This is a genomic window from Kaistia granuli DSM 23481, from assembly GCF_000380505.1.
Taxonomy (GTDB): Bacteria; Pseudomonadota; Alphaproteobacteria; order Rhizobiales; family Kaistiaceae; genus Kaistia; species Kaistia granuli.
The window spans coordinates 370,382-388,293 of sequence record NZ_AQYH01000010.1; the positions used below are offsets into that span (position 1 = coordinate 370,382).

Below are 17,912 nucleotides of genomic sequence, written 5' to 3' on the forward strand. Positions count from 1 at the left end.
AGCCTGAATGAAAACGGCCGGATCTTGCGATCCGGCCGTTTGTCGTTACGGGGTGGTCTTGATCTCGACCTGCAGCAGGTCCGGCAGCTTCTGCGGCGTGTTCTCCGCCGCGTCGATCAGCTGCAGGACGGGGATCGGCGTCGCCGGCGCCGCCGTGATCGTCATCGTGCCCGGCGCCTTGATGAAGGCCTGCAGGGCAGGGGCGAGCTTGGCCTGGAAGCCGGGGTTCTTCAGCACCATCAGGAACAGCGGCAGCGCGCCGGCGATCTGCTGGCGGAACTTGTCCGGCTCGACATTCATCTTCTTGGCCTGCATGCCGACGGCGCGCTCGACGATCGACTTGTCCTCGATCGCCAGCTTGCCGCGCGTGAACAGGAGCGAGGGCAGCGCTGCTTCCAGCGCCTTCGGATCCTCGATCGCCCGCCGCGTCAAACCGGTCAGCGTCGCGTCCATGGTCACGGTTGCCATGTCCTTGATGGCGAGGCGGAACGAATCGATCGTCACGCTCTCGTCGGCCTCGCGCCAGGCGATCTTGAAGCCGTAGTCGGCCATCAGCCGGTCATAGCCGAGGCCGCGGATCATCTCGCGCGCCCGGCGATCCTCGATCTGCGACAGGTCGAGGTCGAGGCCGCGGATGTCGGTGACGATCTTCGTCGGCACCGGACCGATATAGTCGCTGAGATCCGTGCGGGCGCGGTCGACTGAGCCGAGCTTCTTGCCGCTCTGCGTGACGTCGAAATTAATCGCCTCGGCGAAGCCGAAGGTCGGCACCAGCGGCAGCGGATTGACGTCGATGCCGCGTTCGCTGGCGTAGATCGCCTGCACCAGCAGGTCCGGATCCGGGAACTTGAAGCCGCCGATCGCCAGGCGCTCGGCGCCGATCGAGCCCTTGTCCTGCACGGCGGCGTCGAGGTCGCTGAGGCCGATCTCGCCGATGCCGTCGCTCGAGAAGTCGTTGATGTGGAAATCGCCGAGGTGGAAGCGCTCGACCTCGGGCGCGGTGATGTCGAGATCGTTCATCCGCAGCGCGCCGACGCCGACGACGCTAAACAGGCCGGCGATGTGGTCGCGCGCGAGCTGGGCCATGTCGTCTTCCGACATATCCGGCTTGGCGAACAGGGTGTCGAACAGCTCGGAGAAGCTGCGCTTCGGCTGCCGGACGCGCAGATTCTCTGCCTCGAACGAACCGACCCGGACCGAGGCGCCGGGCACGTCGACGGCGAAGTTGCTATAGACTTCGAGGCCGAGAACGTCGCGCCACTTGCCGTCGCCGACACCGCCGACGAAGCGATCGGGATCGAGCACCGCGATCAGCGCGTCGAGGTCGTATTTGCGGGCCTCGATCTTGTCGACCTTGAAGGTCACCAGCCCGTCGGGCGAGGGCATCTCCTGCGACACCGGACCGAGCGTGACCTGGTCGATCTTGCCGTCGGCCATGCCCTTCAGCTCGTAGCTGCCATAGGAGGCCTTGGAGGTCTGCCCCTCGGCCGACTGGGTCGATTCGACATGGCCGATGCGGATGCTGTCGATCGACGTCTTGGCGGCGATCGAAAGGCCCTTGACCACCGAGGTGAAGGCGCGGGCCGGATCGAAGACGAAATTGGCGAAGCTCGGCACGGAGAGATTGTCGACGCGGATGTCGCGCATCTTCACGTCGGCGATGTCGCCAACCACGATCTTGCTGTCGTCGGCGCTGAGCTCGATCGCCTTGAAGCCGCCATCCGAGGTCTCGGCATAGCCGGTGACGCCGAGCGTCCCGAAGCTGATCTCGATCTTGGTCGCCAGCGTCTCGCTGCGAATGGTCAGGTTGCGGATGGTGGCTGCGCGCTGGCTCTCGTCATAGGAAAGCTCGGCGAAGCCGGCGACCCAGTTCGGCGAGGCATCGAGCGCGGCGACCCAGCCGCGGATCGCCGTTTCGACCGGTTCCTCGGCAAGGGCAGGCAGCGAGGCCGTCATCGCGGCGGCGCTGACGCCGACGGCGAGAAGACGGTGGCGTAGCGACGAACGACTCATAACAAGGCTCCATGGCGGCGGGGCGATCGGCGCTGTGCCGGCGTCGCCCTCTCAGAGGCGGTCTTTCCGATCGCGGAAAGAAAAAACCGGGCGGTCTGCACCGCCCGGGATTCATTCAAGGCGCTTCAGGCGCTTCAGGCGCGGGCGCTGGAGCGCAAGGATCAGTCGTTGGCCTTGATGTCGACGGCCAGGACGTCCGGCAGCGTCTGCGGAGCGGTCGAGGCGGCGCCGAAGATCTGCATGACCGGGACCGGGTTGCCCGGAGCGGCCGTGATCGTCAGGGACTTCGGATCTTTCAGGAAGGCGGTCGCGGCGGTGGCGATGCGGTCCTGGAAGCCCTGGTTGCCGACGACGGAGAGCAGCAGCGGCAGCGCGCCGGAGATCTGCTCGACGAACTGGTCCGGCGTCGCGCCCATGGCCTTCGCCTGCATGTCGATGATGCGCTGGACAATGCCGGCATTGTCGAAGCGGATCGTGGCTGCGTCGACGGTAGCGGTCGCGGCCAGCTCCGACAGCTTGTCCGGATCCTGCAGCTTCTCGCGCGGCAGGCCGCCGAACGTGCCGGTGATGGCGAGCTTGCCGACGTCCGCGCCGTCGAAGCTGATCGAGCGGAAGGTGAAGGTCTTGTTGCCGCCGTCATAGCCGCCGTCGATGGCGACGTCGAAGTTCAGCTTGTCATAGCCGAGCTGCTCGACCCAGTCCTTGGTCTGCTCGTCGGACTTCAGCACGTCACCGGGGACGTTGATGCCCTTGATGTTGAGCTGGCCGTCGTTCGGCGCGCCCTCGATCACGTTGCCGAGCGCGACGGTGAAGCTGTCGATGCTGATCGGCGCAGGCGTCTCGGTCGAGGTGACGCTGATCGTCGACACTTCGAGGTTGGAGAACGGAGTGATCTTGGCCTGGGAGTTGATCTCCTTCGGCGCCGGAACGATCGCGTCCTTGGCGATGCCCTTGGCCCAGGTGATCGTCGTCTCGGCGTCGGCGATCTTGCCCGAATCGAAGCTGATGCTCGCCGCCGTGAAGCCGCCGGCAGTCCGCTCCAGCGGGCTCTCGATGACGACCAGCGGGATCGTCACGTCGCCGCCGTCCTTCGCCTTGATCAGCACGTTCGACAGGGTGACGTTGTCGCCGTCGGCCTTGGCTGCCTCGAAGGTAACCTTCGCCTCGTCGCGGGTCTGGGCCGCGGCGACGAAGGCGTCTGCGATCTTCTTGGCATCGGGGGCAGCGAAGGCCGCCGTCGACAGCATCAGCGCCGAAGCCAGCGTGAGGCTGCGCACCGCGAAGCCGGAAACCGTCAGGTTCATTATGTCCTCCAAGGAACGAATCAAGAGTGCCCGGGAATGAGCCCGGGCAATGACTGGGCGGCATTCTGGACGGAGTTCATGGCGAGAGCAAGAACGCGCGCACCGGCTGTGACGCGGGTCACCTATGATGAATTGAAGGGTTGCAGCTGCGCGCGGCCTGCCCTCGCGGTTGTTGCCGTTGGCCGATTCGCGTCCGCTCCCGACATCGTTCTCAACGCGTCCCGGATGAGGAACAGGCGTTGATGTCGGGCGTGCCGCCGGGGCCGCAGGCATTGACCGGCTGCATCGCCTTGATGGCCGGCGAGTTCGGGTCGCTGGTGCAGCCGCCGACGCTGAGCAGGCTGGCAAGTACGAAGAGGGTCGCAGGCAACTGGCGCATGATGACGGACCGTTGTTTCGATGCGTTGCAGGGGCAAATAGCGTCGGCCGATCGGATGGCCATACGTCGCCGTCCGAAGAGTCCGTGCGTCGTAGTGATCAGACGAAGCCGATAGGCGGCACTGCCGGCGTGCCGGGAACGATCGGGATCTGGTCCAGGCCAGGCCGCCGGGCGGTGGACATGGATCAATGCCGGAAAGGGCGGAGCCTGGGGCTCGACCTGGGTTAGCGACGGCTGCTCGGGCAGTCTTCCGCGTTGGACGAGCCGCCGGGGCCGCACGCATTCACCGGATTCATCGCCTCGATGGCGGGAGCATTCTGATTGGTCGTGCAGCCGGCGAGACCGGTGAGACCGGCAAGCCCGGTGCTGATCGCGAGAACTGCCAGAAAAGCGCGCATGGTGGCTTACCCTTGGTTGTCTCCGAAGCTCCACAATATAGCGCCGGGCAGCCCTTTGGCTAGGCGGGTTGTAGGAGCGGTTGCGGGTGCGCTCAGAGCACGATCAGCCCGACGCCCTTCAGCAGTTCGGTCGCTTGCGACTTCGAGATGATCGCCTTCCGGAACAGGGTGGCATCCGCCAGCGTGATGGCGCCCAGATCGCAGCCGCGCAGGTCGGCGCTTTCAAACTTCGCCGCCCGCAGATTGGCGGAGCGAAGCGACGAGTCAACGAAGATGGCGTGGCGGAAATCCGATCCGGCAAGATCGGCATCGGCGAAATCGACGCCGTCGATCGTCTCCTTGCGGAACGAGACATTGCGCAGCATCGCGCCGTTGAGGCGGGAGCGCCGAAACGAAATGCCGATGGTCGCGGCGGCCTGGAAGTCGCCGCCGGTCAGCTTGCAGTCTTCGAAACTCGCATTGGTGAGCCGCGCCCGGGCAAAGTCCGAATTGCTGAAATTGCAGTGGCTGAAACGGGCTTCGGCGAGGTCGGTGCCGGCGCAGTTGATCTTCAGGCCGCGTGTCGCGTTCCAGCTCGTGCCGGTGGCGTCGACGCCGCGCAAATCGCTGCCGCTGAAATCGCAATGCTCGAACACCGCGTCGGCAAGCGCGACGCCGGTCATGTCGCAATCGGTCAGCCGGCAATTGACGAAGCGCGCCCCTGTGAGCTGGCTCGCGCCGTCGAGCAGCTTCGTCAGCCGGACATCCTGTGCGACGAGGTTCTCGAAGAGGCGCGGCGAGGTTTTGGGCATCGAATCGGACCTTGGTTGGTCCCTCCGTTGTACCGCCGCGCCGGAACCGGCGCCATGCGGGATGGCTTTCCAACCGGAGGCGCCAATCGGGAAATATCCTTGCGCCGGTCTCGAATGCGGTCGCCAAGCCGGGGGATTTACCCTAAGTCGATGGCGGTCGGATTTGGGTGGATCGAGCGGTTTGCGTAGTCCGATCAGAAGGTTCGGGATCTTTCCTCCGCCATGGTGGCGGCGGGAGGCGGGCCGGAAGAAGCGGAGCCAGCGATGATCGTCGACGAGCGGACCTATGCCATTCACCCTGCCCATGTGCGCGATTATCTCGACCTCTATGTCCGCGAAGGCATGGAATTGCAGGTCCATCATCTCGGCCATCTGATTGGCTGGTTCACCACCGATGTCGGCACGGTGAACGAGGTGGTGCACATGTGGGGCTTTGACGGGCTGGGCGAGCGCGAGCGTCGCCGCGCCGCCATGGAAGCCGATCCCGAATGGCTGAAATTCCGCGCCAAGACCTCGGGCTTCGTCCAGAGCATGCGTAGCCGCATCCTGCGGCCGACCGCCTTCTCGCCGCTGCGCTAGGAGCGAGGCCTTGGCGCAGAGCAACGTCCTGGCGGCGCCGGAACCGGCCTTCGGATCGGTCGCGGCGGCCCGTTGGCTGCGTCGCCTCGAACGCGGGCTCGGCCTCGTCTGCGCCCTGCTGCTTGTCGCGCTGCTCGGCGTGGTGATCACGGCGGTCATCCTCCGCTACGGCTTCGGCGGCGGCTTCCTCGGCTCGGATGAACTGGCGATCTGGCTGCATGTGGCGCTGGTCGCGGCTGGTGCGCCGCTCGCCGTCAACAGCGCGCTCGCCATGCGGCTCGACGTCTTCACGCGCCTGTTGCCGGCCCGGGGGCAGGGCGCCGCCCAGATCCTCGCCGACGCCTTCGTCGTCCTGGGCGGCTTGGTGCTGGTCTCCGGCGGCGCCGAGATCGCAGCCCTGCTCGGCGGCGTGTCGCCGATGCTCGGCCTTCCGGAATGGATCCGTTTCGCCGTGCTCGGCGCGGGTGGCGCGCTGACGGTCCTGGCCGTCCTGCTGCAGCGCCTCGCGGCGGGGCGGGGCGTGCCGATCTTCGCTTCTGCGGGGCTCGCCGCCATCGTCTATGCCGGCGCCGGCAATCTCCAGGTCGCGACCGCACTGCCGCCGAGCCTCGTGCTCGGGCTGATCGCGCTCGCCGGCCTCGTCGTCGCCGCGCCCTTGCCCTACGCCCTCCTTGCCGCCGCCTATCTGGCCATTCCGTTCGGCAGCACCATGCCCGAGCCGGCGATGGTCGCCTCGGTCGTGTCGGGCCTGTCGAAATTCCTGCTGCTCGCCATTCCGTTCTTCCTGCTGGCGGGAGGCTTGCTTACCGCCTCCGGCGTCGCCGGCCAGCTGGTGCGTTTCGCCGCGGCACTAGTCGGCCACAAGCGGGCCGGGCTGGCGCAGACGACTCTGCTGACCAGCGTGCTCTTCTCCGGCGCCTCCGGCTCTTCGGTCGCCAATGCCGCCTTCGGCGCCAGTACGTTCCAGCCGGAACTGGTCAAGCACGGTTATCCGCCGGCGCAGGCCGGCGCCATCATCGCCTCGACCTCGGTGCTCGACAACGTCATCCCGCCGTCGATCGCGTTCCTGATCCTCGCCGCCGCGACCAATCTTTCCGTCGGTAAGCTGCTGGTCGGCGGCTTCGTCGCCGGCACGGTGATGGCGGTGGCGCTGGCGATCGCCATCCACTGGACAGCCCGGTCCGGCGGCACGGCGCCACCGTCCTCCGGCGCGGAGAAATGGCGCGCCGGCGTCGCGGCGATCCCGGCTTTCGGCCTCGGCTTCATCGTCGTCGCCGGCATCCGTCTCGGCATCGTGACGACGACCGAGGCGGCGGCGCTCGCCGCGCTCTATACGCTGGCGCTCGGCCTGTTCGGGCGGCTCGGCGTCGCCAGCCTCTATGGCGCGTTCCGCCAGGCCGGCGCCGAGGCGGCCGCCATCGGCCTTCTGATCGGCACGGCGGCGCCGTTCGCCTTCCTGCTCGCCGTCGACGACATTTCCGGCATGGTGGCGAGCCTCGCCGCGCTGTTTGGCGGCGGCGCCATCGCCGTCATGCTGTTCAGCAACGTCCTGCTGCTGGTCGTCGGCCTCGTGCTCGATATCGGCGCGGCGATCCTGCTGTTCGGGCCCTTGCTGATGCCGCTCGCGATCGCCGCCGGCATTGACCCGATCCATTTCGGCGTCATTCTGGTCGTCAATCTGATGATCGGCGGCCTGACGCCACCGGTCGGCATGCTGGTCTATGTCGTCAGCGGCGTCACCCGCCTGCCGGCCGGGGCGCTGTTCCGGGCCATCTTGCCCTATCTCGCCGCGCTGATCGCCTCGCTCGCCCTGCTTTCGGCGGGCGCGGTCGTTGCCAGCGCGTTCCTCTCCGCCCGCTAGGAAGCCCTGCCATGTCCGCCTTCGATCGTCGCCAGTTCCTTCGTTCCGCCACCGCCCTCGGCGCCGTCGCGCTGGCAACGCCCGCCCTGATCGGCCGGGCCCAGGCGGCGCGCTCGCTCACCGTCGCCTCGCTGCTTGGCCCCGACAAGCCGGAGACGATGATCTGGCAGAACATCCGCGATCGCGTCGAGGCGGAACTGCCGGGCGCGTTTCGCTTCAACATCGTCCAGAACGCGGCGCTCGGCGGCGAGAAGGAGGTCGCGGAAGGCCTCCGCCTCGGCTCGATCCAGGCGTCGCTGTCGACCGTCTCGGCGCTTTCCGGCTGGGTGCCGGAGGCGCAGATCCTCGACCTGCCGTTCCTGTTCCGCGACGGCGGCCATCTGAACCGGGTGCTCGACGGCGATCTCGGCGCCGCTCTCAAGCAGAAATTCGCGGCCGAGCAGTTCGTCGTCGCCGACTACATCAATTACGGCGCCCGCCACCTGCTGACCAAGCAGCCGGTGACCGTGCCGGAGCAGCTCACTGGCAAGCGCATCCGCGTCATCCAGAGCCCGCTGCATACCGCGCTCTGGTCGGCCTTCGGCTCTAACCCGGCTGCGATCCCGATTCCGGAGACCTACAACGCGCTGGCGACCGGCGTCGTCGACGCCATGGACCTGACCAAATCGGCCTATGCCGGCTTCAAGCTCTACGAGGTGGTGCCCTGGCTGACCGAGACCGGCCATATCTGGGCCTCCGGCGTGGTGATGTTCGCAGCTCCGTTCTGGAAAGGTCTGAGCGACGCCGAGAAGGAAGTCTTCCAGCAGGCCGCCGTGGCGGGCGCCACCTATTTCGACGCGCTGATCGTCGCCGACGAGGCGGCCTCGATGGAGATCGCGCTGGAGAATGGCGGCCATGTCACCCAGCCGGAGGATCGCCCCGCCTGGGAAGCGGGCGCCCGTACGGTCTGGCAGCAGTTCGCCGACAAGGTCGGCGGCATGGAGGCAATCGAGGCCATCCGCGCCATCGACTGAGACCTTCGCGGGCCTTTCCACCATTAGGGCAGTCAAAACAACGGGTTGGCGGTCGTTCTCGATTCAAGATGCGAGGACGGTCGCTCATGCGTTGGCCGGCAGCCAGAGACGCTCGTCGAAGCGGAAGGGGCGCTGGCTCTCCACGGCAAACGGGCCTGCGTCCGGATGGGCCGGGTTCAGGAGCAGGTTGGCGCTCTCCGGTACGATGAAGGAGGGCACCCGCAGTACAGCCGTCCGCGCCTCGGCGAGCCAGCGATCGCCGAAGGCGCGTGGATCGTCGGGCAGGGCCGTTACCATCTCGATCGCCGGAGCGCCGCACTCGATCGCCGTCAGCACATAATCGTCCGGCAGCAAATCAGGCGTCAGGTCCAGATGGACGCGCACTTCCAGCACAGCGAGGGCCGCGGTTTCGGCCGCGTAGACCATCGCCCGGCCGGGCGAGTTCCAGCGCCCGCCATAGAGGCGCGCGCCGGTGCCCGTGAGATCGGCGAAGGGGGCGCGGCTGATGCGCCAGGCGATCAACGGACATCCCCCGGAGGAGGAGGCCCGGCGGGCAGGGTCGCGCGGCCACTGGCCCCGGCGCGCGCCATCAGGCGGCGATGCCGTGGCTGATCCGGCCGAGCAGGTTTTCCACCTGCAGCGCGCCTTCCGACGTGTCGAGCAGGGACAGGGGCGTCTCGCCGTCCAGAGCGCTTGTCGGCCGGCGCAGCCATTTCGCCGCCTTCTCCTGGCTGCCGAACGTATCCTCGGCCGCCGCGAGGACGCGCGCGGCGCGCATCAGCCGGTCGGACTGGTCGGCCGTCAGCGTGCCGATCTTGCGGCGGTGCGACAGCGTCTTGCGCGGCAGCACGACGAGGTCGATCTCGGAGAGGGTCATTCGGCCGGTGTCGAGAACATGCTCGACCGCCTTGACCGAAAGCCCGTGCCGGACCGCCGCGATCAGGTCGCGCCCGCTGCGGATCGAAAGCCCGAGCGCGGTTTCGCCGCCGACAATGTCCAGGGCATGGGTATGGCTCATTCGGATCTCCCCGCCATATGGCGATATGCACCAAAGATAGGGGCATGTGGCCGCAACGGCAAGTTGGGTCGCGCGGTCGGGGCGGGCGCCGTTCGCCGACGCGGCCGTTCCTGCAACCCCGGCGCACCTGACGGTTGCAATCCTGCAACAGTCTTAATCATTGATTAATGGGGCTCCTTACCATGCGTAAGCCGTCCTTGATGGAATCGAAACCGGGGCGCTAGTCTCACGCCGGATCAAGCGGTGTCGCTACGGCACAGCTTCATCATTTGGGGGCTACAAATGAAAATGTCGGCTTTTGGCGCCGCGGCGGCCGTCGCGGCGAGCGCTATTCTCATGCCTCGCGCCGCGGTGGCGGCACCGATCGAATATGTCCGCGTCTGCGATGCCTTCGGCACCGGCTACCAGTACATCCCCGGCACCGAGACCTGCGTGAAGGTCGCGACCGGCGAGACACGGACGGATACCAAGGACGGCGTCGTCCGCGACAAGACCGCGCTCGCCAAGCGCGTCGACCAGGCCTTCGAGGCGATCGACGACGCCAATGAAGGCGCGGCGGTGATGAGTTCGCTGCCGGTGCCCTTCGTCGAGAAGAACCACAATTTCGCTCTGGCCGGCAATTTCGCGCAGTTCGAGAGCAACGGCGCCTTCGGCCTTGCCGGCGCCTTTCGCGTCAACAGCCACCTGACCTTCAACGGCGGCGTCGCGGTGGGGGCCGACGAGGGCAATGTCGGCGGCCGCGTCGGCTTCAACCTTTCCTGGTAGCGCCGTCGCCGTCCGGTTCGTTGGAGGACCTTCGGCGCTCACGGCCCGTTCTGATCGGGGCAAATCATGTGGAAGCAAGTCATCTGGGCAGCCGCCGCGCTCGCGGCCGGCCCTTGTCAGGCCGTCGCCCAAGAATATCCGAAGGAATATGTGCGCGTCTGTCACCGCTTCGGCGTCGGGTACCAGTACATTCCGGGGACGGAGACCTGCGTCCGGGTCGATACCGGCGAGACCGCCGTCGAAACCGAAAATGGCCCGGTCTACGGCAAGACGGAACTCGCTGAGCGGATCGACCAGGCGTTCGCCGCCGCCGAGGATACGAGCCGGGCGGCCGCCGTGATCGGCGCGCTGCCGGTGCCCATCATCGAGAAGGGGCATAATTTCGCGATCGCCGGCAACTACGCCCAGTTCGAGGACGACGGCGCCTTCGGCCTCGCCGGCGCCTTCCGCATCAACGCCAATGTGACGCTGAACGGCGGTGTCGCGGTCGGCGCGGAAGAAGGCAGCGTCGGCGGCAGGGTGGGGTTGAACGTGTCGTGGTAAGGGGGCGGAGTATCCGCTGCCGCACGCTCCGGCGTCATCCCCGCGAAGGCGGGGATCCATACAGCCGAGTTCTTGGCCGCGAACAGCGCTTCGGCTGAATGGATCCCGGGCTTCCGCTACGCTTCACCCGGGATGACGGCGAGGGTGGGGCGCGCGTGGCGGCACCTGCCAGCCACTCACTCCGGCGTCATCCTCGCGAAGGCGAGGATCCATGCAGCCGGATTCTCCGTCGCGATTTGCGCTTTGGCTGAATGGGGCTGGGTCTTCGCTGCGCTCCGCCCGGGACGACGGTGGTGGTTAGATCGCGATTTCCGGATAGAGGTCGCGCCAGTCGGGATTGTCTTTCTCGATCAGGCGTATCTTCCAGGCGCGGTTCCAGTGCTTCAGCTGCTTCTCGCGACGGATGGCCTCTCCGATACTGTCATGGGGCTCGTAGTAGACGAGCGTCTTGACGCCGTAGCGCTTGGTGAACCCGTCGAAGATCTCTTCCCGGTGCTGCCAGACGCGTTGCGGCAGCGCGCTGGTAACGCCGATGTAGAGCGTCCCGTTGTAGCCGCTGGCAAGGATGTAGGCGCAGGGTTGCATGGCGCAAGGATGCGCGTCGGCGAGATGTTTGTCAGTCCCTCCGAGATACCCCGCCGCTGTGCCGCGCTCCGCCGTCATCCTCACGAAGGCGAGGATCCATGCAGCCGGGTTTATGGTCTCGATGAGCACCCCGGCTGGATGGATCCCGGGCTTCCGCTACGCTCCGCCCGGGATGACGGCGAGCGTGAGGCGGACGCGGTGCCGCCCCGGCAAAATCTCCGGAGTCATCCCCGCGAAAGCGGGGATCCATGCAGCCGGGCTCTTGGCTACAAGAAGCGACCTGAAGGTCGCCCCCGAAAAGGAAAAAGGCCGGCCGCCTCGTCGGCAACCGGCCTTTGTGGTCATCCGCATTCCGGACTCCGCTTGCGTGAAGCCCGGCTCAGATGATTCCCTCTTACGAACAGCCGCTCGTATTTCCGCAGGTGTCGCACTTCAGGCAGGTGCCGTTGCGCACCATGGTGAAGTTGCCGCATTCGGTGCAGCTTTCGCCCTCATAGCCCTTCATCCGCGCGATCGCGACCTGCTCGGCCGCCTTCGGCTTCGGCTGGGCGGCGGGCGCCGCGGCAACCGGCTCGGCATGGCCGACGGCAAGTTCCGTCTCGCTCGCCACGTCGCGCTTGAAGGCGGTGGCGGCGGCGCCGCCGATGCCCGTCGTGCGCAGCGCCGTCACGGTCGAACCGGTCGGGGCAGGGGCCGTCGCCGCGCCCTTCGATTCACCGGCCCTGTCGACCAGCTTGAAGCGCTCGGTCTTGCCGCGGACGAGGCCGTGGCTGACCTGCGGCGGCTTCGACGTCGGCTGGTCGCCGCCGCCGAGCGTCGTGGCGTTGTTGTCGTCGGGGACGACATGCGCCAGGTCGTTGCGGCCGAGATAGGAGACGGCGAGCTCGCGGAAGACGTAGTCGAGGATCGACGTCGCGTTCTTGATCGCCTCGTTGCCGGTGACCATGCCGGCCGGCTCGAAGCGGGTGAACACGAACGCCTCGACATACTCTTCCAGCGGCACGCCATATTGCAGGCCGAGCGAGATGGCGATGGCGAAGTTGTTCATCATCGCACGGAAGGCGGCGCCTTCCTTGTGCATGTCGATGAAGATCTCGCCGAGGCGGCCGTCGCGATATTCGCCGGTGTGGATATAGACCTTGTGGCCGCCAACATTCGCCTTCTGGGTGTAGCCCGTGCGGCGATCCGGCATCTTCTCCCGCTTGCGGACTTCGCGCTCGATGATCCGCTCGACGATGCGCTCGGCGAGCTGCTCGGCGCGCGCCGCCGGCGTCTTGGCGACGAAGGCCTCGACGACGTCGTCGGCATCCTCGTCGTCATCGGCGAGGATCTGCGAGTTGAGCGGCTGCGACAGCTTCGAGCCGTCGCGATAGAGCGCGTTGGCCTTCAGCGCCAGCTTCCACGACAGCATGTAGGCGTTCTTCGCGTCCTCGACGGTCGCGTCGTTCGGCATGTTGATCGTTTTGGAGATCGCGCCCGAGATGAAGGGCTGCGCCGCCGCCATCATGCGGATGTGGCTGTCGACCGAGAGATAGCGCTTGCCGAGCTTGCCGCAGGGATTGGCGCAATCGAACACGGCATAGTGCTCGAGCTTCAGGAAGGGGGCGCCCTCCAGCGTCATCGCACCGCAGACATGGACGTTGGCGGCCTCGATCTCCTTCTTCGAGAAGCCGAGGGCCGGCAGGATCTCGAAGGCGGGGTCGTTCAGCTGCGCCTCGGTGAAGCCGAGCGACTTCAGGAAGTCCTCGCCGAGCGCCCACTTGTTGAAGACGAACTTGATGTCGAAGGCCGAGGCGAGGCCGCCTTCGAGCTTCTCCAGCACCTCGTCGGTGAAGCCCTTGGCCTTCAGCGTCGTGTGGTTGACGCCGGGAGACTGGCGCAGCGAGGCGTGGCCGACCGCGTAAGCCTCGATCTCGGCGATCTGGTGCTCGGCATAGCCGAGGCCCTGCAGGGCTTCCGGAACGGCGCGGTTGATGATCTTGAAGTAGCCGCCGCCGGCGAGCTTCTTGAACTTCACCAGCGCGAAGTCGGGCTCGATGCCGGTGGTGTCGCAATCCATGACCAGGCCGATCGTGCCGGTCGGCGCGATCACGGTGGCCTGGGCGTTGCGGTAGCCATGCTGTTCGCCGAGCGAAAGCGCCTTGTCCCAGGCGGCCTTGGCATGCTCGCCGAGGCGGACATCCCTGAGCGAGGCGTGGTCGAGCAGCACCGGCAGCACCGACAGGCCCTCATAGCCGGATGCTTCCGCATGCGCCGCGCGGCGATGGTTGCGGATGACCCGCAGCATGTGGTCGCGGTTCTTGGCGAAGCCGGGGAACGGGCCGAGTTCCTTGGCCATCTCGGCCGAGGTGGCATAGGCGGTGCCGGTCATGATCGCGGTCAGCGCGCCGCAGATGGCGCGGCCTTCGGCCGAGTCATACGGGATGCCGGCGGTCATCAGCAGGCCGCCGATATTGGCGTAGCCGAGGCCGAGCGTGCGGAACTCGTAGGAGAGCTCGGCGATTTCCTTGGACGGGAACTGCGCCATCAGCACGGAGATCTCGAGCACGACGGTCCAGAGCCGGCAGGCATGCTCGTAGCGCTCGACGTCGAACGACTTGTCCTCGTTGCGGAACTGCAGAAGGTTCAGCGAGGCGAGGTTGCAGGCCGTGTCGTCGAGGAACATGTATTCCGAGCACGGATTGGACGCGTTGATGCGGCCAGATGCAGGGCTGGTGTGCCACTCGTTCATCGTCGTGTTGAAGTGCAGGCCCGGATCGGCGGAAGCCCAGGCGGCGTGGCCGATCTGCTCCCAGAGGTCCCTTGCCTTCAGCGTCTTGGCGATCTTGCCGTCGGTGCGGCGGATCAGGTTCCAGTCGCCGTCGGTCTCGACTGCGCGCAGGAAATCATCCGAGATCGAGACGGAGTTGTTCGAGTTCTGGCCGGAGACGGTCAGATAGGCTTCCGAGTCCCAATCGGTGTCGTAGACCGGGAATTCGATGTCGGTGTAGCCCTGCTTGGCGAACTGGATCACGCGCAGGATGTAGTTCTGCGGCACCAGCGCCTTCTTGGCGGCGCGCACTTCGCGCTTCAGGGCCGGGTTCTTGGCCGGGTCGTAGCAATCATCGCCCGAGCCCTCGCAGTTCACGCAGGCCTTCATGATGGCCTTCAGGTGCTGCGCGTTGATCTTCGAGCCGGTGACGAGGGCGGCGACCTTCTGCTCCTCGTGCACCTTCCAGTTGATGTACTTCTCGATGTCCGGGTGGTCGGCGTTGACGACGACCATCTTGGCGGCGCGACGTGTCGTGCCACCCGACTTGATGGCGCCCGCCGCGCGGTCGCCGATCTTCAGGAAGCTCATCAGGCCGGACGACTTACCGCCGCCGGAAAGCTTTTCGCCTTCACCGCGGAGCGCGGAGAAGTTGGAACCGGTGCCGGAGCCGTACTTGAACAGGCGCGCCTCGCGGACCCAGAGGTCCATGATGCCGCCTTCGTTCACCAGATCGTCGGAGACGGACTGGATGAAGCAGGCATGCGGCTGCGGGTGCTCATAGGCGGTCTTCGACTTGACCAGCTTGCCGGTCTTGAAGTCGACGTAGAAATGGCCCTGGCTCGGGCCGTCAATGCCATAGGCCCAGTGCAGGCCGGTGTTGAACCATTGCGGGGAGTTCGGCGCCACCTTCTGCGTCGCCAGCATGAAGCGGTGTTCGTCGAAGAAGGCCTGGGCGTCTTCCTCGGTGTCGAAATAGCCGCCCTTCCAGCCCCAATAGGTCCAGGTACCGGCGAGACGGTCGAACACCTGGCGCGAATCGGTTTCGCCGGTGAAGCGCTCCTTCTCGGGCAGCGTGGCGAGCGCCTTTTCGTCGGCGACCGAGCGCCAGAGGAACGACGGCACGTCGTTCTCCTCGACGCGCTTCAGCCGCGCCGGGACGCCTGCCTTGCGGAAATATTTCTGGGCGATGATGTCGCTCGCCACCTGGCTCCAGGTCGCGGGGACAGCGATGTTCTCAAGCCGGAACACGATCGAACCATCGGGGTTCTTGATCTCGCTCTTGGTCGTTCGGAACTCGATGCCGGCATAGGCTGACTGGCCCGCTGTCGTGTAGCGCCGTTCGATCCGCATCGTCTCAAGCCCTTTGCTTTCTGGTGGCGCGCCCTGGCGCACCACCGGCCGGCGCCAGCGCGCCCGCTCTGTCCCTTGCCCAACGCATTACACGTGGCTGGGGTTCTACCCACCCATCATCTTGTGCTCAAGATACGCTGAGACTCTAAATATAGTATTTACACAGCCAAAAGTCACGCGCCGCGAACCCGCACCCAAGACACAATAGGGCGATCAGACGAGGAGGGGAGTCCGCCCGTCCGCGTATGTTGGTCCTGCCGACAATGTCCTGGAAAATCTGGGTCGAGCGACCCAGAGCGCATTCCAACTCTCAGCCGGAAGCTATGCCGAGTCCGGCGAAACCGTCAAGGAATAGTGGTGGTCAATTCTGAGCCGGCTAGATGTGGATTTCGGTTGCAATCTCAGGCGGAGGTTGCGTAGCGAGCCGGGGCAGCTGTTTGAAACGGCGGGAGTTTCAAGGTTAACAAAGCCTTGCGCCGGAACAGCCCGATTGGCGACGCCGGCTTGCCGGACCGGGGGCGGGCGGTCGGATCGTCGCCTTATCCTCAATCTCCACAGATGGCCATTTCGGGCCCGGATGTTGCCCATGCGGCCTTGCGAAACTCGAAACGGCGGAAAGCCGCCGTCCTGTTCCGGGCGGCCCACAATCCTCATTTCTGGACCGCGCGAATCGCACCGCATCCGATCCGCGCTTCGTGTCTCGGCGGGCCGTGGGACGTCGGAAAGGGGGCTGAAGGGTCGCTAGAGGCGCGCGCGGAAGGGGAAGGCGTCATTGTCATCCCGCCGGAGCGAGAGGTGGGCGCACTATCCGCCCCGCCAAAACAAAAGAGCCCTCCGCTGGGAGGGCTCTCGAAATCAACCGATAGGCGTTGGAGGCGACTAGGGCGTCCAGGCTTCGTAGTCGCCGGTCGAGCGCGGACGCTGGTCGGCGCCGACGATCGAGCCCTTGGGGCGATAGGCGTTCGCCGTGCCGGTGGCGTTCGGCTTGTGCGGCTTCTGCCATTCGCGCGGCGTATAGCTCGACTGCGACGGCGGCGTCTCGATCCGGTGATGGATCCAGCCATGCCAGCCGGTCGGGATGGTCGAGGCGTCGGCATAGCCCTTGTAGATGACCCAGCGCCGCTCGGGGAAGCCACCGGCCGTGCGATCCTTGTCGGGAGTGCGGTAATAGGTATTGCCGAACTCGTCCGTGCCGACCTTCTCGCCCTTGCGGCGCGTATAGAGGCGCGTGCCCATGGTCTGGCCGTTCCACCAGGTGAACAGCTCGGTCAGGAACCAGCCCATTTTCGACCCTTCTCTCGACAGGTATTTCGACCTGCTTATGCCGTCCTGACGCGCCCGAGTCAAAGGTTGCGAGCGGTCCGAGGCGGGATTGCCGTCTGTCTTGCGCTCATCCGTCGCGGTCGCCTGCCGCTGTCTCGATCGATCCCGCTTCGGCAAGGGTGTCGCGCAGAGCGGCGATGCTGTCCCGCAGCGCCATCGCCTGCGCTTCCGAGATCGAAAGCCGGCCGGCCAGCGACTGCGTCACCGCGCAGGCATCCTGCAGCAGCGCCCGCCCTTGCGTCGTCAGCGAGACGCGGACCTGGCGCTCGTCGGCGGCGTCGCGGCGGCGGACGAGATGGCCGGCCGCCTCCAGCCGCTTCAGCAGCGGGGTCAGCGTGTTCGATTCGAGGAAGACCCGCGCCCCGATCTCGCCGACGGTCAGGCCGTCCGCTTCGCCAAGCGTCATCAGCACGAGATATTGCGGGTAGGTCAGGCCGAGCCGATCGAGCAGGGGACGATAGGCGCGGTTGAACGCGCCATTGGCCGAATAGATCGCGAAGCAGAGCATGCGGTCGAGATCGAGCGTCGTTGCGGGGGAGGCCGGCTGGGGCATGGGCGTCGTCTCCGGTGAAATCCCCTCTATTACATCGTGCACGATACAAGCGGAAGCGCTGGAAACGCATCCCGGCCATGCACATTTATGCATCGTCAACGATTAGATCGTGTGCGATTTAATCGATCGTCCAGCGATTGCCTGTTCCCATTCCGGCGCCATCGTCGCCGCTGTCTCCAGGAGCCACATCATGACGATCCTTTATACTGCCGAAGCGACTTCGACCGGCGGCGGCCGCGACGGCCGCGCCACCACCTCCGATGGCCGGCTCGACCTGCCGCTGAGCATCCCCAAGTCGATGGGCGGCAATGATGGCCCCGGCACCAATCCGGAACAGCTGTTCGCCGCCGGCTACGCCGCCTGCTTCATGGGGGCGCTGCGCTTCGTGGCCGGCAAGGAGAAGCACAAGCTGCCGGACGATACGGCGGTGACGGCGGAAGTCGGCATCGGTCCGCGTGCCGACGGCACCGGCTTCGGCCTCGACGTGGCGATCGCCGTTGCCATCCCCGGCCTTGACCGGGCGGTCGCCGAGGACCTCGTCGCCAAGGCCCATGTGGTCTGCCCCTATTCGGAGGCCACCCGCGCCAATCTCGACATTCGCCCCTCGGTCACCGTCTGACGGTTCCGTCGCGACAAAAGAAAAGGCCCGGCGTTCGCCGGGCCTTTTCCTGTTTCGTCAGTCGGC

Annotated in this window: 17 protein-coding genes; 6 read left to right on the forward strand and 11 right to left on the reverse strand. The window is 66.3% G+C overall.

The features are described from left to right. Window positions 1–45: 45 nt before the first annotated feature. The 5 genes from G342_RS0116885 to G342_RS25740 form a co-directional block, all read right to left on the reverse strand. Window positions 46–2,013, reverse strand: coding sequence for a hypothetical protein (locus G342_RS0116885; protein WP_018184349.1), 1,968 nt, complete (start codon window positions 2,011–2,013; stop codon window positions 46–48). A gap of 161 nt (window positions 2,014–2,174) precedes the next feature. Then, window positions 2,175–3,317, reverse strand: coding sequence for a hypothetical protein (locus G342_RS0116890; RefSeq protein ID WP_018184350.1), 1,143 nt, complete (start codon window positions 3,315–3,317; stop codon window positions 2,175–2,177). Window positions 3,318–3,528: 211 nt separating this feature from the next. Next, a complete protein-coding gene (locus G342_RS26080) occupies window positions 3,529–3,696 on the reverse strand; it encodes a hypothetical protein (RefSeq protein ID WP_018184351.1) in 168 nt (55 codons plus the stop codon). Between the two features lie 224 nt (window positions 3,697–3,920). Then, window positions 3,921–4,094: a hypothetical protein gene (locus tag G342_RS26085; RefSeq protein WP_018184352.1), complete on the reverse strand. Its 174-nt coding sequence runs from the start codon at window positions 4,092–4,094 to the stop codon at window positions 3,921–3,923. Window positions 4,095–4,186: 92 nt separating this feature from the next. Then, window positions 4,187–4,885 (reverse strand): pentapeptide repeat-containing protein, encoded by a 699-nt coding sequence (locus G342_RS25740; protein WP_018184353.1) that lies wholly within the window; start codon window positions 4,883–4,885, stop codon window positions 4,187–4,189. Window positions 4,886–5,149: 264 nt separating this feature from the next. Between G342_RS25740 and G342_RS26090 the strand changes: the two genes are divergently transcribed. Genes G342_RS26090 through G342_RS0116920 form a run of 3 tightly spaced genes read left to right on the forward strand, consistent with a single transcriptional unit; the run spans window position 5,150 to window position 8,338 of the window. Beyond that, a complete protein-coding gene (locus G342_RS26090) occupies window positions 5,150–5,464 on the forward strand; it encodes an NIPSNAP family protein (protein ID WP_018184354.1) in 315 nt (104 codons plus the stop codon). A 10-nt stretch (window positions 5,465–5,474) separates the two neighbouring features. Further along, the gene (locus G342_RS0116915) at window positions 5,475–7,325 is read left to right on the forward strand and encodes a TRAP transporter large permease (RefSeq protein WP_018184355.1); all 1,851 of its coding nucleotides are present in this window, start codon (window positions 5,475–5,477) and stop codon (window positions 7,323–7,325) included. Between the two features lie 11 nt (window positions 7,326–7,336). Continuing rightward, window positions 7,337–8,338: a TRAP transporter substrate-binding protein gene (locus G342_RS0116920; RefSeq protein ID WP_018184356.1), complete on the forward strand. Its 1,002-nt coding sequence runs from the start codon at window positions 7,337–7,339 to the stop codon at window positions 8,336–8,338. A gap of 84 nt (window positions 8,339–8,422) precedes the next feature. Here the strand turns inward: G342_RS0116920 and G342_RS0116925 are convergent, their stop codons facing one another. Together G342_RS0116925 and parS are read right to left on the reverse strand one after the other, a co-directional pair. Beyond that, window positions 8,423–8,860, reverse strand: coding sequence for an RES family NAD+ phosphorylase (locus G342_RS0116925; protein ID WP_018184357.1), 438 nt, complete (start codon window positions 8,858–8,860; stop codon window positions 8,423–8,425). A gap of 67 nt (window positions 8,861–8,927) precedes the next feature. Next, window positions 8,928–9,356, reverse strand: coding sequence for a type II RES/Xre toxin-antitoxin system antitoxin (parS, locus tag G342_RS0116930; RefSeq protein ID WP_018184358.1), 429 nt, complete (start codon window positions 9,354–9,356; stop codon window positions 8,928–8,930). Window positions 9,357–9,638: 282 nt separating this feature from the next. On the opposite strand from parS, the gene G342_RS0116935 reads away from it, so the two are divergent. Next, complete coding sequence (locus G342_RS0116935; RefSeq protein WP_156830986.1) at window positions 9,639–10,121, forward strand: YadA C-terminal domain-containing protein; 483 nt, start codon at window positions 9,639–9,641, stop codon at window positions 10,119–10,121. A gap of 66 nt (window positions 10,122–10,187) precedes the next feature. Next, entirely contained in the window at window positions 10,188–10,664 is a 477-nt protein-coding gene (locus G342_RS25390) for a porin (protein ID WP_018184360.1), read from the forward strand. A 297-nt stretch (window positions 10,665–10,961) separates the two neighbouring features. Here the strand turns inward: G342_RS25390 and G342_RS0116945 are convergent, their stop codons facing one another. The 4 genes from G342_RS0116945 to G342_RS0116960 form a co-directional block, all read right to left on the reverse strand. Continuing rightward, window positions 10,962–11,249 carry a GIY-YIG nuclease family protein gene (locus G342_RS0116945; RefSeq protein WP_026304538.1) on the reverse strand — a complete coding sequence of 96 codons (288 nt, stop codon included), beginning with the start codon at window positions 11,247–11,249 and terminating at the stop codon, window positions 10,962–10,964. 394 nt (window positions 11,250–11,643) lie between these two features. Beyond that, window positions 11,644–15,351, reverse strand: coding sequence for a vitamin B12-dependent ribonucleotide reductase (locus G342_RS0116950; protein ID WP_018184362.1), 3,708 nt, complete (start codon window positions 15,349–15,351; stop codon window positions 11,644–11,646). A gap of 879 nt (window positions 15,352–16,230) precedes the next feature. Then, window positions 16,231–16,635, reverse strand: coding sequence for an NADH:ubiquinone oxidoreductase subunit NDUFA12 (locus G342_RS0116955; protein WP_018184363.1), 405 nt, complete (start codon window positions 16,633–16,635; stop codon window positions 16,231–16,233). A gap of 106 nt (window positions 16,636–16,741) precedes the next feature. Further along, window positions 16,742–17,227, reverse strand: a complete 486-nt coding sequence (locus tag G342_RS0116960) for a MarR family winged helix-turn-helix transcriptional regulator (RefSeq protein ID WP_018184364.1) — start codon at window positions 17,225–17,227, stop codon at window positions 16,742–16,744. A 190-nt stretch (window positions 17,228–17,417) separates the two neighbouring features. Between G342_RS0116960 and G342_RS0116970 the strand changes: the two genes are divergently transcribed. Continuing rightward, window positions 17,418–17,846 (forward strand): organic hydroperoxide resistance protein, encoded by a 429-nt coding sequence (locus tag G342_RS0116970; protein WP_018184366.1) that lies wholly within the window; start codon window positions 17,418–17,420, stop codon window positions 17,844–17,846. The last annotated feature ends 66 nt before the right edge of the window (window positions 17,847–17,912 follow it).